Below are 20,648 nucleotides of genomic sequence, written 5' to 3' on the forward strand. Positions count from 1 at the left end.
CCAGGACGCGCCCGCCCGCCCGCCCCAGCAGCCGGTGCCGCAGTCCGGCACTGGCTCCCGAGCGGACGTCCCGGCGCCGACCACCGACTCCGCCGAGGAGGGTTGGCCCGGGCTCGATCGCACCGACTCCCACACGAGCTGGGGCGGCGACTCGGAGCTCGACCAGCTCCGGCCCGTCAAGAGCGCCCAGGACGGGCCGGTTGGCGCGGACATCACCGACTTCGCCTATGACGCCAACCTGTACGCCTTGTCCGACGTCTCCGAGGTCTCCGACGTCTCCGAAGAGCCCGGTGAGCTCGGCGACCAGGAGTCGGCAGGCGAGCTGCCGGACGTGGTCGTGCCGCCCGACGAGGGCCAGACCGTCGCGGAGCGCGCGGCCGCCGGCTCCTACCTGCGGGACCTGCACGCGATCGTCTCGCTGCGGCTGCGCGACGAGTGGAACCGGCCCCCGGAGAGCCTGGAGACGGTCGCCGAGCGGTTCGACGCCCTTGACTCGGCGTGGAAGCGCGCGCCGATCTCGGCGGTCGCCGACAGCCTCGCACGCGTCATCGCCGGGCAGCGCCCCTCGGTGCTGCCGAAGGGCGGCGTCCAGGTGGCTGGGCCGGGCCGGTGGACCGCGCCGTCGGGGAGCGGGACGGCATCGGCGTTCCCCGCTGTCCACGAGCCGCGGTACCCCGCCCTGTTCGTCGGGGACCGGTGGACGTACTTGGTGCGTTCAGCCCAGTACGGGCAGGCTGCCGCCAAGGCACTGGGCGAGGACCCGTGGGTGCACCAGCGCGTGCGAGGGGTGCTCCAGTCGATGGCGCGGAAAATCCAGGAGGTTGACGGGCGCGTCTTCAAACGCTTCATGAAGCTTCTGCTCGACAAGCAATCGCTGACGCGTGCCGAGGCCGAAGCCGGCGCCGCGGCCCTCTTCAACCCCGGCAGCCCGCAGCCCTTCGACCGCCTGATGGATACCGTCGACCGGGTCATGCCCTTCTACGCGCAGCAGATGGGGCTGCCGGAGCCGGACGGCATCCTGTCACGCGGCGAGGCGTGGGACGACGAGATGCGTCGGCGCGGATACCGCGGAGTCGGAGACCTGACGGACGCACAGCACCAACAGGCCCTCAAGATCGAGTCTCTGCTTCGTGGCTTCCGCCAGTTGTCGGTCGCCGATGATGACGTGCTCATGCTCCGGGATGCCGTGGCGGCGAGATACCTCGCACAGCCGGGCGCCCTGCCGTGGGAGTTCTTCCTCGACATCTCCCAGCGGGCGGGGATCTGGGACTCGAACGTGGATCCGGACCCGTGGCTGACAGACATGTCCCGGGTGCACGGATGGATCAGCGGCAACCTCGATCCGTTGAAGAGAAGGACCGGGGGGCCGAGTGATCCCCAGGTGTCGGGGTCGCTGTTCCATTTGCCGCACGTGGCGATGTACGCCGATCGCACCTTGGAGCTGCTGAGCCCCCGGGTGACCGGGATGAGCACGTGGGTCGATCCCGTCGGGGTCTTCGGAAAGGGACTCAACCACCACACAGGGTTCGGTGCGGCCGGGGACCAGGTGGGGCGGCAGCTCCAGGAGGCCCTGCGTGACCTGTTGCGCGACCCGGGCATGCTGGAGGCGCTGAAGCTGCTGAAGCCCGGGCACTCGATGGCGCTCGCCGTGGCTTCCGGGCCCGATTCGTTGTTCTTTGACCCGGAGTTGCTGGGCGCCGATCCGCAGGCGCTGGAACACCTGCGCGATCTGATCAGGGACGTCGGCCGGGAAACGGATCCGAACGACCGGCTGGCGTGGCCGCTGATGATGCTGCGGGATCCCGGCATCAGCGCCGTCGTCGGCACGGACGCCCCGCGGGAGGAGGTGGACGCGGCCGTCGAGGCCTTCGCCCGCGCCGCGGACGACTGGTTCCAGGACGAGATACGCGGTCACATGTCTATGGCCGAAGAGGCACTGGACACCCTGCCGGCGAAGCCGCTCGACGGTCGTTCGGTGATGTACGCCATGATGATGCCGGGACCGCTCACCGGGCCGAAGGCGTACGCGGCGGAGAACAATGAGCTGCCGATCATCCCGTTCCGCAACGGGTCGACGGACCGCGACGCAGTACTGAGGCAGCTCAACGAGCTGGCGCGGCAGGGCGGCGACTGGCACCCGGTGCTCATCGACGACGTGCGTCCGCTGTCGGCGCGTGAGGTGGCGATCTTCTCGCTGCGGCCCGAGAGGCGCCCGGCGCTGTCCCCGGTCGCGAGGACGCTGCGTGTGCAGGACCTCACGTACGCGCTGGACTCGAAGACCGGCCTGTGGTACGCGCACGTGACGGCCGTCGAGCTGCCCCGGCCGAATTCGTCCGTCCCCTGGGACGACGAGGTCCCGGTACGTGACATACGCACTCCTGACGGGCAGTGGTTCGGCTTCGCGAGCTTCACCGCACCTTTCTTCGCCAAGAGCCGGCCATCGTTGAACCGCCTGTTCGAGGTGACCCATACCCGGATCGGGACTTGGGGGGACGGCGAGCCAAGCGTTGAGAGCCACTGGCCGCTGCCGTCGGGCGTCGACCAGCAGACCCGTAGACCGCGGTTCGTCGTCGGTGCCGCGCACGGATCGCGGCACCTGGTCAGCGTGGTCGGACGGTTCGGGCCCAAGTTCCTCAGCGGAACGCAGAGCGGAATCGAGTCCGCCCTCAGGCTCGCTCAGGCGGGTGTCGACGCCGACGTGCCCTTCCTGCAGTGGAGCTGCCTGGTGGGTGACAAGCGCCCGGGCCTGCCGCCGGTCGCACGGCAGGTGGCCGACATGCATCCGCAGCGGGCCACCTACGCGGGGAACACGGCCGTACGCACCGACGACCTTGGGAGCCGGGACCACGTAAAACTGGTCTCCACGTGGGGCTCGCCCGACGCGGAGGTGTTGAGATTCGGGCCGCGGCCCGCGCCCGCCCGGATGAGGACCTCGGCCGAGCCGTACCTCGCCGGGCAGGCCGGGCGCTACTCCTGGTGGAGTACTGAGCTCGCGGCGGGCATGACGGCTTATGACGCCGCGCTGCGCGATGTGCTGTCCAACGACCCAAAGTCGCTGGCCGTCATGCGGCAGGTCGTCAAGGCGACGACTGCCGACAGCAAGAACCGGGAAAGGATCGATCCCGACACGTTGGACCTGATCCCTCTGGGCGACATGGTGCGGACAGTCGCGGTGCGGGACTACGCCGCGGCCGAGAAAGTGCGAGGAGTCGGCGACGAGGCGCACGAGCAACTCGTCAAACAGCGCGCGGTCTGGTTCCCCCCGAACGACGTGCCGAGCACCCGCGCGATGTACTGGTTGTACCGGGATCTGGGCCTCCCCAGTGAGCAGTTCCCGTCGTTCGTGAGGGCTGTCTTCGGTTGGGGACTGTCCAGCGGGCTGCCCCTCAGCGTGCTCCTGCTCGATCTGCACATGTCCGGCATGAGTGCCAACCAGGCCGTGCTGACGGCGGCGCTGGCGGGCAACGCGGCTCACCTGTACGGCTTGGCCGACGCGATGTTCTCGCCGAGGGAGGATCTGTCCGCGGGTGGTCCGGCGGACCGGTTGCGCCTGCCGCACTGGCACGCGCATACGGCGGGTATGGCGCACCTGGAGAAGGACCATGACGGTGTGGCTGTGCCGGGTGGTCTGGTGCGGGCGGTGCGCGCGTTGTCGGGGTCCGAGGAGCTGCCGGAGATGCCGGCCGGGTCGGATCTGGGTGAGGACAGTTGGGCGGCGCGGCATGCGCCGGCGCGTGATTGGAGCACCGCTGACGGCGGTTCGCCGCTGGACCGTCTGGATCCGGCCCATGTCGTCGCGTTGTACCTGCTCAGCCACGAGTCGAGCCGTCCGTTCATCGAGTCCGGCGTCGAATCGCTTCCCCCCGCCGAGGCATCAGCGGTGCTCGAGGATCTCGCGCGGAAGCAGGTCGCTGAGGCCGTGGGCCAGTTCCAGAGGGGTGGGAATCTCCGTCTGCCGTTGCTGCTGCGGATGCGGCACATGCGGGGGCTGGCCGAGCAGATGGCGGCCGGTGAGCGGGACGGCGCCCGGTTCGAGCGGTTGCGGCAGCAGATGCTCGACCAGACCGCGGGTTCCGCGGCCGCCCTGAGCCGGCAGATCCCCGTCCACCAGGGGTTGGCGGCGGAGGGGCTGGCGCTGCTGCCCCCGGTCAGGCGGAACGGGTACTTCGCGATGGCCGCGCCGGCCGCCGACATCGCCACGGGCCTGCGCACGATCAGCGTGTCGCGGTCCGACCGGATCGCCCTCGATCGGGAGGAGGCACTGGCACGGCTGGGCAGCGTCCCCACCCCCTCGGTCCGGATCGTCGTCGAGGTGGCGAACTCCTCGGCACGCGACTTCACGGCGTTGGCCGACGACCCGAGTGAGCGCCACGTGCGGTACGCCGAGTCGACCGAGCTCGTGGTCAGGGGGATCACAACGGACCGGGCGGAGGACGGCTCCTCCTACTTCCTGGTTAGTGCCGTCGAGTTGCCGGCGGCCGATCCGCAGGTGTCACTGGACGCGGTCAAGGCCGTCGCCGCCGCGCGGCCGGCCGTCGCCGCCCCGCTGCCTGGCAGCGCTGGGCCGGCCCCGCAGTCCGCTGACGACGGCTCTTCCGGAGCCGTCATCAGCGGGCCGGAGGGCGCCTCGTACGAGTGGCAGGCAGCCGACAACAGCCTTCGCACCGTCCGGATCGCCGAGTCCGCCCTTCGGCCGCGCTCGGATGCCAATCCCCCCTTCTCCGCACTGATTTCGGGCCCGGAGTTCACGACCGGTCCGTCCACGGTTCCGCACACCGGCCTGTCGCAGATCCTCCCCGCCCAGGCCTACGCTGCCGGCGTCGGCTTCCCCGACCTGTACTTCGGGAACCGCGACCGGTGGCTGGAGATCGCGCTCGACTTCGAGAAGGGCGTCGGCCAGGTGTTGGCCGGCGGCAAGACGTGGTTGGAAGCGGGTCAGGAGACGCTCGACGCACTCGCCGCGGCATTGCTGATCCAGGGCATGGCCGACTACCGCCTGTTCTTCGACCCGGGCAAGCCGCATGACTTCGAGGCGTGGCAGGCACTCAGGAAACTGGCGGACCGCACCAACCCGCCCGGCCTCGGGGAGTTGATGGACGCGGTCTGGCGTGGTGCGGAGGTCTACGCGCAGCGCAGGCAACTGCCGCTGCCGGCCGCCTCCCACGCCGGTCTGGACGCCAGGTTGACCGAACTGGGACACCCCCTTCACGACGACCGGGTTCCCGAGCGGGCGGAGCGCGTTCGGCAGGCCGAGACCCTCATGAGGGTCTTCCAGGACCTGGCGCAGGGGACGTCCGCACTGGCTTTCCGCAACGCCGTCCTCGGCTGGATGCTGCCGCTGGACGACGCGCCCGCGCTGGCGCAGTTGCTGGGCGCCCTCCAACGGGGGGGCGCGGTCGAGGAGGACGGTACAGAGCTGCTGGAGCCGGACTTCAGGACCGCGGCGTCCGCCGACGCCGACGCCGCCGACCTGTACGGCCTGACGTCCTTCCTTTTCGTACCCGACAACGGGATCGACGGCACCACCGACCCCGCCGTTCTGAAGGCCGTGTCGCGCCTGCCGCACGAGGTCCGGTATGACGAATGGGCCACGGGCCTGTTCAACCCGCGGACCGCCGACGGCGGGAAGCCCGACGGGCTCAAGGAGGACCTGCTCGACGGGGGCGGGCAGCACGTGAGTGAGGGCGTCGTGCCGCCCACCCTCACCGATCAGGGGGTGGATGCCTGGCGGCTGCGACAGGATGCCTACCGGCGGTGGATGTCCAAGAACCGCCGTTATGCCGTGGAGCGGCCGGCCGGTTACCGGATCGCGCTCTTCCTGCTGGGCGGGCCGGACGCCGAGTTGATGGACGAACGGATCCTCGCGGGTAAGGACGGTAAGGGCGAGGGCCGGGACCTGCTGCGCCAGCGGATCCTCGCCGGACTCAGGGGACTGGTCCAAGGGGCCGCCCCCGCCTCCCTGCCGCTGGTGGTACGGCGCGACCCGCTGGTCCGCCCGCTGATCGACCAGTCCCAGCAGGCCTCTCTCACCGAGCTGCGGCAGTTGGCCGACGCGCTCGCGACCGACGAACTGATCAGGGAGCTGGCCCAGCACGCGCGGATGGCGGTCAAGGCGGCCACGCTGCAGCCGGAGACCGACGGCCCTGTCTACTGGGCCGAGTGGGAGGGGACACCCGCGGCCGAAGGCCACGTGTTCAGGCGTCCCCCGCTCTCCCTGGCCAGGTCGAGCCTGGAGGCCGCCGTCCGCGACGCGCTGTCGCGGGCTGACGGGCGCACGGCGGCTCATCTCGTCGTCTACACGGTCCACAAGCCCACCGCCGCCTACGAGTTGGGGTCGAACGCCGCCGTTCCGGACGGCCAGGTCGTCTTCCCGCGTGCCCAGGAGTTCAAGGTCCGGGAGGACCACGACGTCGTGCGGCACCTGACGGGCACCGCGGGGAACGACGCCGTAGCCCTCGACTACTCGCTGGTCACCCTGGACGAGGTCGATACCCCCGCCGGGCGGCGTTGGCAGGAGCCGGTCATCACCCGCGAGGTGCGGACGGCCTCCGGAGTCCTGTTCGGTGAGGCGAGCCACTCCAGTTTCGAGTGGATCTCCATGTCCGTCCTCGAACCAGGTCTGCTCGACATGACCCAGGGCGCCGTCAGCACGCCGGGCGCGGGGGTCACAAGGCCCATCGACGTCCCGGTGACGACAGGGGTGGGGGCGGACGGCACACCGGGGTTCACGTACTGGACCTCGCACGGGAACCTCGGGCGGCTCCGCGTCTACACGCCCGAGGGGTACAAGTCCATCGGCGGCTGGTGGGCCGGCCGGCGTGACGCGCGGTTGCGCGCACGACTGGCCATCGGTGACGGCGCGCGACACCTGGTCTTCGCCTGTTTCGCCGGTCGTGGCGCCGAGGACGTGCCCTCCGTGGCCCAAGCGGCCGCCGACGAGCGCGGCGGAGGCATCGAAACCGTCGCCGCGAACGTGCAGACCGGAACGACCGGCGAGCAGACTTCTGGTGTCCGCATCTACATCACGGAGCAAAAGGACGGCCCGCGGCCCCAGTGGAAGGTCTTCAAGGCACGGCCCGCCGCCGCGGCGCACGAGGCGGCCGCGGCCCTGCCACTCGCCGGCCAGGGCGCCCGCTACCGCGGGATGTACGCGACGGCGGTGGGACAGGAAGCGGCCGAGAAGCACGAGAAGGCCATCGGAAAGTCGCTCGCCGCCTCGTCCAGGGCCGGGGGCTACGTCAGGCGCTTCGCCGGCAAGCTGAACCAGTCCGGGAAGTACCAGGTCGCCGTTCCCGCCACGGCTTCCACCGGGGACGTGATGGCAGCGATCACTGCCGCGGTCGAAGCGAGGCACGGGACGAGGACCTTCCAAGTCGCCGCGAGCGACACCGAAAGGGACGCCCTGCGCACGGTGCGCGGCCTGATCGTGCGCACGGGTCCGTACGACAGCATCGGCCCGCTGTTCGACGCGCACAAGGCCATCCAGTTCGGCGGCGATCACCGCGGCCTTCTGCGGGCCGTGGTGGCTTGGCGGCTGGAGGCTGGTACCCGTACGCTCACCGAGATCCTGTACGACTACGCCCGTTCCGGGTTCGCCACGGACCACAAGGGCCTGAGCGTCGACCGCCTCGAGGACGCGCTGCTCGGCGACGCGGCGGACGTCTACGCATGGGCGCGCTCCACACTGCTGCCGTTCGAGGACGACAGCGAGGACCTCAACGACACCCACGGCGTAGCCTGGTGGCCTCCGCACCACCAGGTGTACCCGTCCCTCGACGTCAAGGTCACGGGCGGCCTCGACGTGCCCGACGGGCTCATGAAGGCAGTGCGGGAACTGGCCAACTCCAGCGACCTGCCGGCGGTCCCCCTGGGCGAGGGGACGCGACTCGGCGACGGTACCTGGGCGGCCCGGCACACGGCTCTGTGGGACGCCGGCCACTCCGGATTGTCTCTGGACTGGCTGACGCCGCCCCAGATGACCGCCCTGTTCATCGGAAACCATGCCCCCGACCAGCGGTTGCTGGGCGCGCTGGGCACCGCGGAGCTGGCCGGGGGGGCGCGAAGCAGGGAACTGCTGGCCGACGAGATCCGCGACACGATCGGCGAGGCCATGGCGACCGGCACCCTGGACTTCCCGTACCTGCTGGAGACCGATCCGTGGTTCGGCGTGCTGGCGGACGAAGCCAGGGGCATCACCGACCGCTCGGCTCCCCGGTACGGCGAGATCGGCCAGGAGATGATGGATCTGGTGCCGTTCCTCGCGCGGCAGGACTACGGCCCGCACCTGGGTCTGCTGGCCGAAACGCTCTTCGCGCTGCCCACGAGGGACGTTCCGGTCTACGTCGCCTATCTGGCTCCCGGAGAACTGCGCGGAAGCGCGCCGGGCACGCTGCACTCGCTGACCGTCCCGCAGTTCCACTCGGCTGCCTTCACCCCCGCGGAGGCGCTGGACAGGCTGGGTGTGCCGGCCGCCGGATGGCATCGGGTCGTCGTCAAGGTCACCGGGTCGCCGGCCCGCGACGTGTCGTTCGCCGCGGCGCGTCCTCAGCACCGCCAGGCGCTCTTCCCCTGGCAGACGGACGTCTACGTGACCGCCCGCGGAGTGGCGCCCGACGACCAGGGCGAGCCGTACGAATCCGTGTGGGCCGAGGTCGGGCAGCGCCCTGAGCCCATGGCGGTCGACTCCGAGGTTGTTTCCGACGCCGGTTCCGACGTCTCCTCGGACTCCGGTGACGAGGACGGCATGGACGTGGACTTCGACCCGGACGCCGCGGTTGCCTCTCCGGACCCGTCGACGGTCGACGCCATCAAGATGTACCCAGGGGGACGTTCGGCCGAGCCGGTGCCGTCCGGTGGCGTCCTGGAGGGCTCCGGCCCCCGCTCGACTCGCGCGGGCGTCCTCCGCGGCTCCGTCGATATCCCGGGGCCGCGGGTCCCGGATGACCTGGCCACCCCGGCCGAGGCCGCCGGCGACCGCGTTCTCGCGCCGATGTCCGAGACGTCCGGCGAGCAGCGGGAGCCGGCTGAGCCGGCGGAGAGCGCTGTCCCCGAGCCCGAGCCCGAGCCCGAGCCCGAGCCCGCCCCGCGTGTCGTGGGCCGGTACCGGCTTCCCTCGTACCTGGAGTCGATGGAGGGCCCCGCGCCCGTCCATCTGCACAGCCTGCAGAACCTGGAGTGGGTCGCCGAGCGGATACGCCGGATGACCGGTGGTGATCCGACCGAGGTCACCGACCGGCTGACCTCGGACCCCGGCGCGTTCGTCGGTGCGGGCGTGCCGTTCCAGATCCACGGAGACGAGGGCTGGTACGACGTCACGGTCTCCATCACCCGTCACAAGCGCGAGCAGCGTCCGCTGATCGCCGTGGTGGAGGGTGAGAAGGGCGAGGGCCCCGACGTCGCCGAACTGCACACGGTCAGTTCCTCCAACGCGCAGTCGTCCAGCAGGAGACACGGCTGGGCGGCCAGGTTCGCCGGGACCGTCGTGCTGCCGACGCCGAAGCCCGGCCTGCTGGCCGGTGGCACGGCACTGGTGAACGTGTCGTTCGGGCAGACGGCACACACGTCGTCGCTACAGGAGAAGACCTCGCTCCACCGCCTCATGCAAAGCCTTGACGGCTCCGTGGACGTGCACCGCATGGTGGTCGTCACCGTGCGCGCGCAGCGAGCCGGGTCCTCGGTGCCCCAGGTCTTCGACGGCTGGGGTTCGGCGATCGTCACTGTTCCCGTCGGGCGCCTCGTCCCTGACGCCCCGTGGACCCAACCGCCGCGGCTTGAGGAACTGCCCGCCGAGACCGAGCGCGCCCTGCGGTTCGCGGATTCGCTCGACGTGCTGGCGGTGACCGGTGTCGGCGGGCAGTACCAGGGCGGCAAGGGGCTGTTCGACGTCATCAGCTCCGTCCTGCTCCCTGCTGTCACCGCACCCGGCGCTCCGGGACGCTCCAGCGCGTTCGCGGCCGGCACGCAGAGCCGTCTCACCGACGAGCTGAGCTCCTACTTCTGGGGGTGGACAAACTCCGAGGACTTGGTCGGCGCGGGGGGTCGGGAGCGCGCCGCGTACCGGACCCGGGCGGAGATCCGCGCGATCGCGCCCAGGTACCACCTCCCCAAGGAGTTCTCACGGCACTACGCGCAGTCCGACCGGACGTGGTCGGAGTCGGGCAGCCACGGTATCGGCGGCGTTGTCGGACTCGGGCCGGCCGTCGGCCTGGGGCTGCTGCCCGGCGGCCCGCGGCTCCGGTTGGCCGTACGGCCGGCGCTGATGTCCGCGGTCAGCCGCGTGGTCTCCTCCAGCTCGACCGTCGGGACGGCGCACGGAAACCAGTTCACCGGTGACCGCGTCCTCTACCAGGCGCGGGTGCGCGTGTGGGTTGAGGGCACCGGCCCGCAGTCCATCGCGATGCAGACGCGAGGGGGCAGCGGACCCGCGTACAAGGACGTGACCGCCTGGCTGAGCCTGCGTCCCGCCGAGGCGCGGTCGCTGGGGCTGCGTCTGCCTGATGGCATGGAGTCTGTCCCACCGCTGCTTCGGAACCCGGGATTCGAGCGGCGCCTGCCCTTCGGCCCGCAGAGTCCGAGCGTCACGCTGAGCGGCGTGGACACCTCCCAACTGGTCTCCTCCATTGAGAAGTTGTTCGCGACCGACCCGCGGCTGCAGGGATTCCTGCCCGGATTCGGAACGGCCAACGAGCCCAGGGGCTTCTTCACGCGCACGACAGAGGACGACCTGGCGCGCATGCTGGGCAACCACCGGCGGCTGACGGCCTCGCTTGCCCCGTCCAACCTGGTCGCCCGCAAGCCGCGGCTGCTCGGCGGGACCGGTATCACGACGCGCCTGCGCCGCAAGGGACGGCTCAGCGACGAGTACGTCCTGGTGCGGGTCAAGGGGCGCCTGCTCGGTGAACCCGAGTACAAGGGCGACCTGGCGGACTGGAAGAACCGCACCACGGCCAAGCTGGCCAACGGCGCACAGAGCGGCGAGAGCGGCCAGTACGGCTACTCGGTGACGGGGATGTTCTCGGCGAAGCCATTGCCCGGGCACTTCTACCTCACGCTCGCCCTCGCCCTGGGCGTCACCAGGTTCCGGGCCGTGCAGGCCGGTCTCAGCATGGAGACCCGCTGGCTGACGGCCGGCTCCGACGACGCCGGTGTGTTCGACTCCTTGCTGGCTTTCGACGTGGAGGTCAGCTTCGTCAGCCGTCCCAGGACCTGGCGGCGGCGCGTGACGCCCGGACTGCCCGGCCGGCAGGACCCGGAGGTCACCACCATTGTTCGCACGGGAGACGCCACAACGGTGGAGGACGGCGTCCTCGGGCTGCAGATCAATCCCGTCGCCGTGCGGCTGACGACTCCGACCGCGCTCGCCTTCGGCCCGGACCAGCGGTCGCTGACACACGTCCAGCCGAGCGAGGCGATCCCGTTCAAGCCGCCGGCGCTGGAGGGGATCAACACGATGTACGACCCCGCGTGGGCGGCCCCTCCGGCCGACGAGCGGGTGGTGAGGGAGTGGCTCGCCCTGGAACTCCTGGGCGGTGTCGGCGGCGAGCTCATCGAGTTGGCGAAGGACCTGCTGACCCAGGCATCCGGTGGCGACAAGGCGTTCTCCGTCCCGGGGCTGGATCCCGCGGAGTGGATCGAGGGCAAGTTCGGCGAGGACACGCTCCCGTCGGGTATGGCCCGCGCCGTCAAGAGTGCCTGGATCGCCGACGGGCTGAAGTACGAACGCCGGGCGGGCACGCTGAGGGGCGCGGTGGGCACCCGTGTCCACGTGGTCCGCCCCTCCGTCGTGGACGTGCTCAGCGGACCCGCCACCGAGTTGTGGATGACGGGTGGCCATCAGGTCGCCGGTGCCAAGGGCTCCTCCGGGTCCGTGTCGCCGTCCCTGATGGCCGGCGGGGCCGGGATGCTCGAGGGGACGGCCTTCCTGCTCGGCGGGCTGGTCCCCAGCGTCAGCCTGAGCAGGTCGGAACAGGAGACGCTGGTCTCGGCCGCCACGATCGACCGCGTCAGCTACACCGAGCGTGACCTCCGGCTGGTGCTGGTCCAGGCCGACCTCGAGGTCCTCATGGCGGCCGAGGTCAAGGCCGGTGTTCTGCCGGCCGAGCTGAAGACTGGTGGCCTGCTGCTCTCCGGCGCCGCCGCCGCGCTGGTGACCGAGGCGCAGGCGCGCGCGATGGGGCTCGGAGACCAGGTGGACGCCCGCCTGAGGGAACTGGGGATCATCCCGCCGCCCTCCGACGAGGAGTCCGAGTCGGAGCCGTTCGCCGAGTGGACGTTCAATCGAACGTCGTTGGAGCCGATCCCCGAGGAGTCGGAGTCGGAGTGGGAGTCGGAGTCGGAGTGGGAGCTGAATCCGTTCGCTCAGACCTCCGCACCGCGTCCCGCCTTCGACGATCTGGGGCCGTTCGAGGACCTGCCGTCGCCGCCGGCTGAGGAGCCGTTGCCGGTCGCCGGGGAACTGGGCGTCCTCACGGCATCGGAGGAGCCGGCAGGGGATGAGTCGTCCCCGGCCGAGGGGACCTCGCCGCTCCGCGAGGTCGCGGAGGAGACGCCGGACGCTTCGATGTGGCCCGCGACCACGAGGAGCGTGCCGATGCGTCCGGCGGGCTCCACTTCCCTGGAACGGGAGCCGGCCGTCGACCCGGCCGCCGAGCTTGTTCTGCCGCACGACGGGCCACTGGGCCTCGGTGTGGTGGAGAAGGCGCCCGACTTCGGACGTCTGCTCCCGGCACTGCGCGCCGCGCTGGCGGCCCGGAAGGGCGTACTCACCAAGGACCAGACGGCCAGCCTGCTGCCGGAACGGCTGCTGGAGGACCGGCGGAGCAACACCGAGCGGCTGGGATCGGTGCTCGCCGACGCCGTGAGCCTGTTGGGCAGCCTGGACGACGGCGGCGTGTGGCTGGAGCTGTTCCCCCGGAGCAGCGGCCGACTTGCCTTCTGGGCCCGACTGGTGTGGGACCGGCGGGACGGAACGTTCGACAGCCGTCCCACGCCCGGCCGGAAGATGGCGTACGGGACGACGGCGGTACTCGACAGCGGGTCGGCCCGCGGCGAGGGCGCGCAGTGGGAAATGGACGTGCCCGTCATCGTGAACGGCGTCCTCTCCGATCCCGAGGCGGGTGGCGTGGCGACGCTGCCGACGGGCGGGGTCGTCAGCCGGCGTTCGGTCGCCGACACCGCGCACCGGTCGTTCGCTACCAACATGCTGGTGATCGTTCCCGACAAGGCCGGGATGGTGACCGTCAGGATCCCGTTTGACGCGAAGCTGGAGCTGTACGGCGAGGGAACGCCGCAGGACGCTCCGCTGCTCTACTCCATCCCCCTGGAGGCCCCGCGCGCCAACGACGGCTCGGTGGTCGAGGACGACCGCTACCTGAAGTTCCGCATCCTGGAGTCCGACCTGCGGGCGCTGCGGCGCATGCGCCCGCCGCGGGTGCTGCCGCCGGCCGGCGGCAACACCGCCGCGCCCGTACCGCTGGAGCGGTGGCGCGGGGCCGGCGTGCGCCTGCCATGGGAGGCGCAGGTCAACGGTTTCCGCGGAGCCTGGCAGGCGCGGGCGGGCATGACCACGTTGATCCGCAAGCTGGGGGCCTCGCCGAACTTCGAGACCATCGGCAAGGCCGCCGCCTACGGCCTGCGCGAGGAGATGTCGGCGGAATGGTTCGAGTCGGCGCTGCCGGTGCTCGCCGGGCAGGGGGTGCTCCTGCCGCCGACGTTCGTCAGGAAGTTCTTCTTCGGGGCCGAGGACCTCGACGTCCGCCTGTACGCGCGGTTCATCGAGGGCGAGGTCATCAGCGCCGGTGAGGTGGCCGACTTCGACGCCATGGCCAGTGCGGCTCCGGGCGCCATGCGACTGGCGGCCAGTGGGCGCAACACCTCGCGGTCGGCCGGCGAGGACACCGTGATGCAGGGTGCTCCGGTGCCGGGCTGGATGAACTCGGGCGAGGGCTACTACCACGACTACGAGCCGACGCCGGCCCGCTCGTCGGGTCGCGCTATCGACGAGGCCGGGGGGCGCGACAGCGGCAGCGTGGTCGTGCGGTCCTACTCCGGTCCCAGCGCCCTGGTGCAGTTCGACGTGGACCTGCGGCTGGTCGCCCGGCTGCGGGACACGGTCACGCACGCCGTGGGGAGCGAAGACCGCGTGGCCGAACTGGACGTGCCGATCGCGTACCCGGTGCCGGTCCGGATGTCCCGTACCGCGGCCGAGGGGATGCTCGCGGCGGGGGCCATCACCGACCCCGAGCACCACGTGCTGCGTTCGCAGGTCTCCGTCGAGCCGGTCCTCGACGCGGAGGGGCGGCCATCGGGGCTGACCTCGTTCACGCGTAAGGACGCCGCGCTCCGCCGGAACGCCTACCGCGCGCTTCCGGGGCTGCGGGAGTACACGCAGTGGCGGCGGGAGCCCGACGGCCGGCTGGTCTCCTCGCAGATGCGACTGCCGGTGGCGCCGGACGCCAGGGTCGTCGTGTGGGGCTCGCTCGGCGCGGAAGGCGGGGGCTTCCAGGGAGCGACGGCGGACGACAAGCCTGTCCGCTTCGACGTCGGCGGTCTGCTGGCGCTGTTGAAGGACCAGGTGCCGGCGGACGCGACGGACATCCTGCTCACCTCGTGTTCCCAGGTCGACCCCGAGACGCTGGAGGCGACGGCGCGGCGGATCCGCGAGGCCACGGGTATCGCGGCGCATGTTCCGGAAGGCGGTGTCTCGGTCACCCCGGCCACCGGCGACGAGCCGGCTCGGCTGCACACCCACGAGCGGGCGGACGGCAGCGCCACGGGCTTCGTCTCCGTCCTGCCCGAGGAGCGCACGCCCGTTCCGCAGGTACCGGCCGACGATCAGGGGGCGCAGCCGCCGTACCCGGCGCCGCAACACCACAACAAGGAGGGGCTGGAGGTCGAGGTCCACCACGAGATCGTTTTCGATCCGGGTGTGGTCGAAGAGATGATCGAAAAGATGAAGGAGGTCGAGCGCGAGGAGGCCGAACGGGAAGAGCGGGAGTGGGTGGAGGACTCTGCCGAGAGCTATCTGTGGAACAAGGTGATCCTGGCCGACGGACCTGGTGTCCAGATCGTGACCGACGTCCGCATGTTCCTGCGGGACCGCGTCAGCGGAAAGGAGTACGCCGCCAGGGAAACAGCGATCCAGGACGGGGCCCAGGACGAGGACCTAGAGCAGGTCGGCTACCGCCGCGTCTCGGAATTCGTCACAGCACCGATGGACACGCTCGACGAGGAGCGGGGGGGACTGTCCACGCAGGAAGGGCTGGACCGGCTGGAGGAGGGCCGCCGTGCACTGGGGGTCACCTCGGAGCAGGGGGTCGCGATGCGGCTCGCCGATCTCCTCGCCGATCTCCGGCCAGACGGCTGGAAGGTGACCGGCTGGGGAGCGCAGGCCACGGTCCTGCCGAGTGCCGACGGCGCCAACCACCGTGCGTACACGCAGATCTCGGTGGGCTTCCCGGCGATCGGCCTCAGAACTCTGATGGACGAAGCGTCCCTTCGCTTCCTTCCTCAGAACGTGAGGGAGGTGCATTACCTCGCCGGGGCGCTTGCCAGGCGGTTGGCCACCGACTTCGTGCGGGACGCCGTCGGTGTGCCCGCCCTGTCGCCCGACCTCCTGCCGTTCCTGACGCCCGTGCCGGACATCGACGACGTGTACGGCATCGTGTGGAAGGGCCTGGGCCACGTTCTGGGACTGCTGTCCGCCGAGTCGCAGGGAAACATCCTCCGCAAGAACTGGTTGCCGGCAGCCGGCCGTATCGCGTTCGACCTCGTCCTGCCGGCGACGCGGCCGCGTACCCGAAAGTTCCTCGACGAGCACCTGTACACCAACATCGAGAACCTGATCGACGAGGCCAAGGCGCCCAACGGGCCGGCGGCCCTCCAGGCGTTGCTCGCCGCCGACACCACCGGCTCGGCGCGCGAGTTGCTGGACGTGGTGTTCACCGGCCGCAATTCCGAGGGCGAGAGGGTCAGCCAGGCGGATCTCGTCGGCATGGAAGACCTCCCCGGGCTGGACACCGACGGTGGCCGGCTGCCGGTTCCGCTGATCGTGGACGAGCTTCGGTACTGGGCGACTGAGGGGCCGCTCATGTCGCCGGAGGAGATCCGGCAGAACACGGACGACATGAAGGAGATGAGCCGCAGGGCCTACAAGAAGGCGGCGACTTGCAAGGCGCCGTTGCCCGACGACGTGCTCACCAGGTCCGTGTACCACATCGTGTCCCACCCCGCGGTCCAAGCCATGGCGCCCTTCCTGGCGGAGGCCGCGCGGGACAGGTCGGCCCTCGGGTACCGGTTGAACCCGGTGGTAGCCGGCCGCTTCGCGGAGCACATCGGAAACGCCGCTCTCGGCTGGCCGATGGACCCCAAGGCGCTGTCATTTCTGGGGAAGCTCGTCGACCAGGCGTCGTTCCGCCTCGCCCTGCTCCACGAAGCGGCACGGGACCGGCTGCGGCCGATCGTGGAAGCCGCCGAAGGCGTGCTCCCCGTGTTGCACCGGACACCGACGGGCAACTCCCCTGCGAAGTACTGGTACCCGCACGTCGTCACAGTCGACGGCAAGCGGCTGCACGTGGACCGGGTCCGGAAGACGGATTATCCGGGGCCGCAGGAGGACACTCCGGCAGGTGTGTCGTACCGGCCGGCCTGGGACGAGCGGCCGGAGGCCTACGGCCTCGTGCCGTCGGCGCGGCATTTCACGCAGGTGGGCTGGGCGCCCTGGATGAACGACGCGCTCGACGCCGACGCCATGGTGGAGAGTCCCGCGCAACCGGTGCCTTTCGGCAAGGTGTACGCCGTCGGACTGCGCGGCGACGCCGACACCGTCGAGTTGCCGCACGTCGACGGCGGCAGCCGGACGATCGACTACGAACGGCTCGTCGACCTCACGTTCGCCACCGCTCCGGCCCTGACGACGCTGCCCCGGGACACCGCGGCGCTCGTCATGGGAGCAGACCTGGCGGGGACACCGTCCCGCGACCCCTTGCTGTGGCCGGTCGCCGGGCAGTTGCTGTCCAACTTCTGGAGCCGGTGGGTCTGGGTTACGCGCAGCGGGAGCGAGCCGGTCATCGCCCCGGCCGATCCGGCGCGCGGCCTCGAAGTGCGGTACCAGTTGGCCGAAGGCGATCAGTGGGCAGGGTTCCGTCCGGAGCCGTCGACGGCCGAACTCGGTCGGCTGGCCAAGCTGGTGACGGACGACCAGAACCGGTTCCCGGACGTACTGCGGTGGGTCCGCGCGATCCGGCTGACCTACGGACCGCGGCTGGAGGACGACGCCACGGTCTTCCAGGGCCTGCTGCACGGCTTCTGGGCGCTGGAGCGCTTGCGGGCGCACAACGGCGATCAGGAGCCGTTCACGTGGGCGCACCTGCGCGGTCTGGTCACCAGGTACTTCCAAGTGATCAGCCAGGAGGAGCCCGCGTTCGCACAGGCGTTGCCGGCACTCCTGAACCAGGCCGCGCAGGTGTTCGATCTCCGGCTGCCGTTGGATCCCGCTTCCTTGCTGTCGTCGCACCAGGGCCGGGTGTCCGAGCCCCCCGCCGGGTCGGCCGCGGTCATGGCGGGCGAGCCGAACCTCGTCGGGTGGCAGTTCGAGCCGGGTGTCACGAGCAGCACGCCGGACGGCGGGTCGTCCCGTGGGGCAGGCGACCTCGTTCCCGAGGTGCCGGTCGGCGACGAGGTGTCTGACGACGGCTCGGACGATGACGAGGCGACACTGCTTCAGGCGCGGTGGACGACGTTGGGTCCGGAGGTGTTCCGGGCTGGGCGGCGTCCGGCGACGGCGTCGTACGAACTGGGCCCCGGACTGTGGGCCGGCACGCCACGCAGACGGTACGTGGAGGAGGTGGACGGCCGCCGGACGGGTGAGGTGTATTTCAACCGGGCAGACCGGCTGCCCCGGATGTCGCTGATGCAGCGGCTGAGGGAGAGCAACCGGCTTCTGATGCGCACCGGGGACGGCGGCTACGCGGAGCTGAAGGTACCCGTCCCGCCTCGCGCGGTGGTGTACGGCGTTGGTGTCCACGGCGCGATGGTGAACAACCGTGGCGCGTTGGCACGTGATGTGGCGAGCCGCATCGCGGGGCAGGGCTTCACCGACGTGGTGCTGGTGAGTTGTTCGTCCGAGGACGCTTCGCACGACACCATCGCCATGTTGCCGTTGGTGGAGGGCGAGGAGGTCCGGTTCCACTACCTCTTCGGTGAGGTGTCGCTGCAGCCGGATCCGTCCGGCGGGCCCGGCGTGTACTACGTGGTGCCGGACCAGTCGCGTAACTCGCCCATGTGGGTGGTTCGCCATCCGGATGGCAGGGTCGAACGGCACGTCGGTGAGGGCGGTCGCCGGGTGGACGCGCCGCCGCAGAACCCGTGGTTCGTCAACAGCGGAACGGACGGGGATGACACTGCTACTCGGACTTTTTCGGCGCGGAAACGGCAGGGGACTCCTCTGGAGGGGGATCGCCGGCCTTCCGAGCCGGGCGATGTCTCCGTGGATGTGTCTTTCCCGGGTGGCGGCCTGGTCGGCGAGGATATGGGTCCGGCGGGTGTGTTGGAGTTGTCTGACGCAGAGGGCGGCTGGCTGTATGGATCCGGCGGACCGCAGGAGTTGGAACGGAGCCTGCCCATCCCGGACGCCGGGTCGCTGACGCCCTTCGCGCTCGCTTGGGGGGACAATGTGGACCAGTGGTTGTTCGACGACGTGAATCAGCCGTACGTGTTCGGAGAGGGTGTGGCATGGCCCGCACCGGTGGACCAAGCCGGCCTGGAACCCCCCGACGGCGCGCCCGCAGACCAGCCCCTGGAATCGGATCTATCCAGAGGAAACCAGGGTGGATCTTTCATCGATCCTGCGGTATTGCTGGGGCCGGACACGGGCAACCCATCCTTCCTTGACTTCCTAGACGACCAGGACGACCAGGACGGTCTGGGTGATCCGGCCTTCCCGGATGACATGGGAGTGGGAGGCCGGATCGGTCGGCAAGACCTTTCCCCTGAGGCTGTCTCCCCACTCGGGGAAGAAAACGCATCCGGTCCGCAAAGCGGCGTCGCGCAGAACGGAGGCCCTGGCGGGCAAAGTGGCGTCACGAAGAAGCGAGCCGCAACTCTGAAAACGTTGGCCGAAAAAGTTGCCACCGCCTACAAGCAGCCGCAAAGTGAGAAAATCCGCAAAGCCGCTGTCGCCGAACTCGACCAGGCACTGGCCGACATCCAGGGAGGCCAGGACTGCACCCCTGCCGATCAGAGTCCTGCTAAGTATGTGCGGGCAGCCCTGGGTCACTTCGTTGCCCATGGGACTGTGAACGCTCCGATGAATGCACCTGGGTTTGTGGGCAGCGAGCAAGTGAACCTGGGTAGTTGGCTGAGTGATCTCCGTGATCCCGAAACCTATCAAACGGGTGTTCGGTCTTGGGTTGAGGCGGTTATGAATTCGCTGGGTATGTACTGGCGGAAGACTTATCTGCCGACCGGCGGTGTCGTACGCGGGGTTTCTTCTGTGGACCAGTCTGTGACGTCCGTTCTGCGGGGGCTTGCTGCCAAGGTTGTTAAGGAGCGTCCTAAGGTGGTCGGGCGGGGCTTGGATCCCGAGGATCTTGACCGGAGCGGGGTGTTCGGCGAGACCGTCCGTGAGCTCGACCAGAAGCTGGCCGGCTTCAAGACCGGCACCCCTGAGGAACGGAGCGCTGCGCGAGGTGTGCGCGCGGCCCTGGTCCACTACGTCGCCCATGGGACTGTGAACGCCCGGAAGGGGGAATGGGAGTTGGTGGACGGCAAGCGAGTGAACCTGAATACGTGGCTGGCCGCTATCCGCAAAGCCGGCCCCCATCCATCGGTTCGGTCCTGGGTTGAGGCGGTTATGAATTCGCTGGGTATGTACTGGCGGAAGACTTATGTGCCGACCGGCGGTGTCATGGGCGGGCGGTTTGTGAGGTCCGGTGGTGCGAGTGGCCGGGCCGGCCGTAGTGGTGCGGCGAGTCAAGTCGGGCCGGCGGCAGTCAGGCCTGTGAGAGAAGCCAGGCCTGTGAGAGACCCGGGAGCGCCGCGGAGTGACCTGAAGCATCCCGAGTGGGACCTCACCGACGGAGAATGGGAGCTGATAGAAGCCGCCCCCCTTTCGAAGGGCATTCGTGGAGACGCGCGAGATCATTTCAACGCTTTGATGTACCGCGTCCGGAGCGGCATCGGGATGAAAAAAGAGGTGCCGGATCGGTATTACATTCCTGCAGGCACCAATCACTTCTACCGGTGGGCGCAGGCCGGTGTGTTGAGCCAGGTGCAGGAAATCGTGGACGCCAACCCAGAGGACGTGCATGACGTAGTGCAGCAGGCTGTGAGAGCGCTGTTCGAGAAGGCCCAGGAATACCTGAACAAACGGGATAGCAAGTTCACGCCTGCGGTGTCGTTGCCGACTCGGCCGTTGCCTGCGGGGAGTTTGCGGGACGAGCACCTTGTGAGGCTCGGGGAGGTTGCTGCTGGGCAGGTCGTGGTCGCTGATCCGGTTGATGGTTCTGTGCGGCCCGATGCCTGGCAGTCGACCGAGCCCGTGTCGCGGGACTTCTTCGGGGAGGACGGCCGCTGGTTGGGCATGGCGTACCTCGCCGAAGCGGAATACGAACTGCGGGCCTCCGCGCTGCGGCGGCTGCCGTTGATCGAGC

1 pseudogene is annotated in these 20,648 nt (G+C 70.0%); it reads left to right on the forward strand.

Features of this window, described 5'->3' with window-relative positions:
• Positions 1-20,648 (forward strand): annotated as a pseudogene (locus AB0L95_RS40235) (hypothetical protein); the annotation flags it as partial.

Source organism: Streptomyces sp. NPDC052036 (genome assembly GCF_040680495.1).
Classification (GTDB): Bacteria; Actinomycetota; Actinomycetes; order Streptomycetales; family Streptomycetaceae; genus Streptomyces.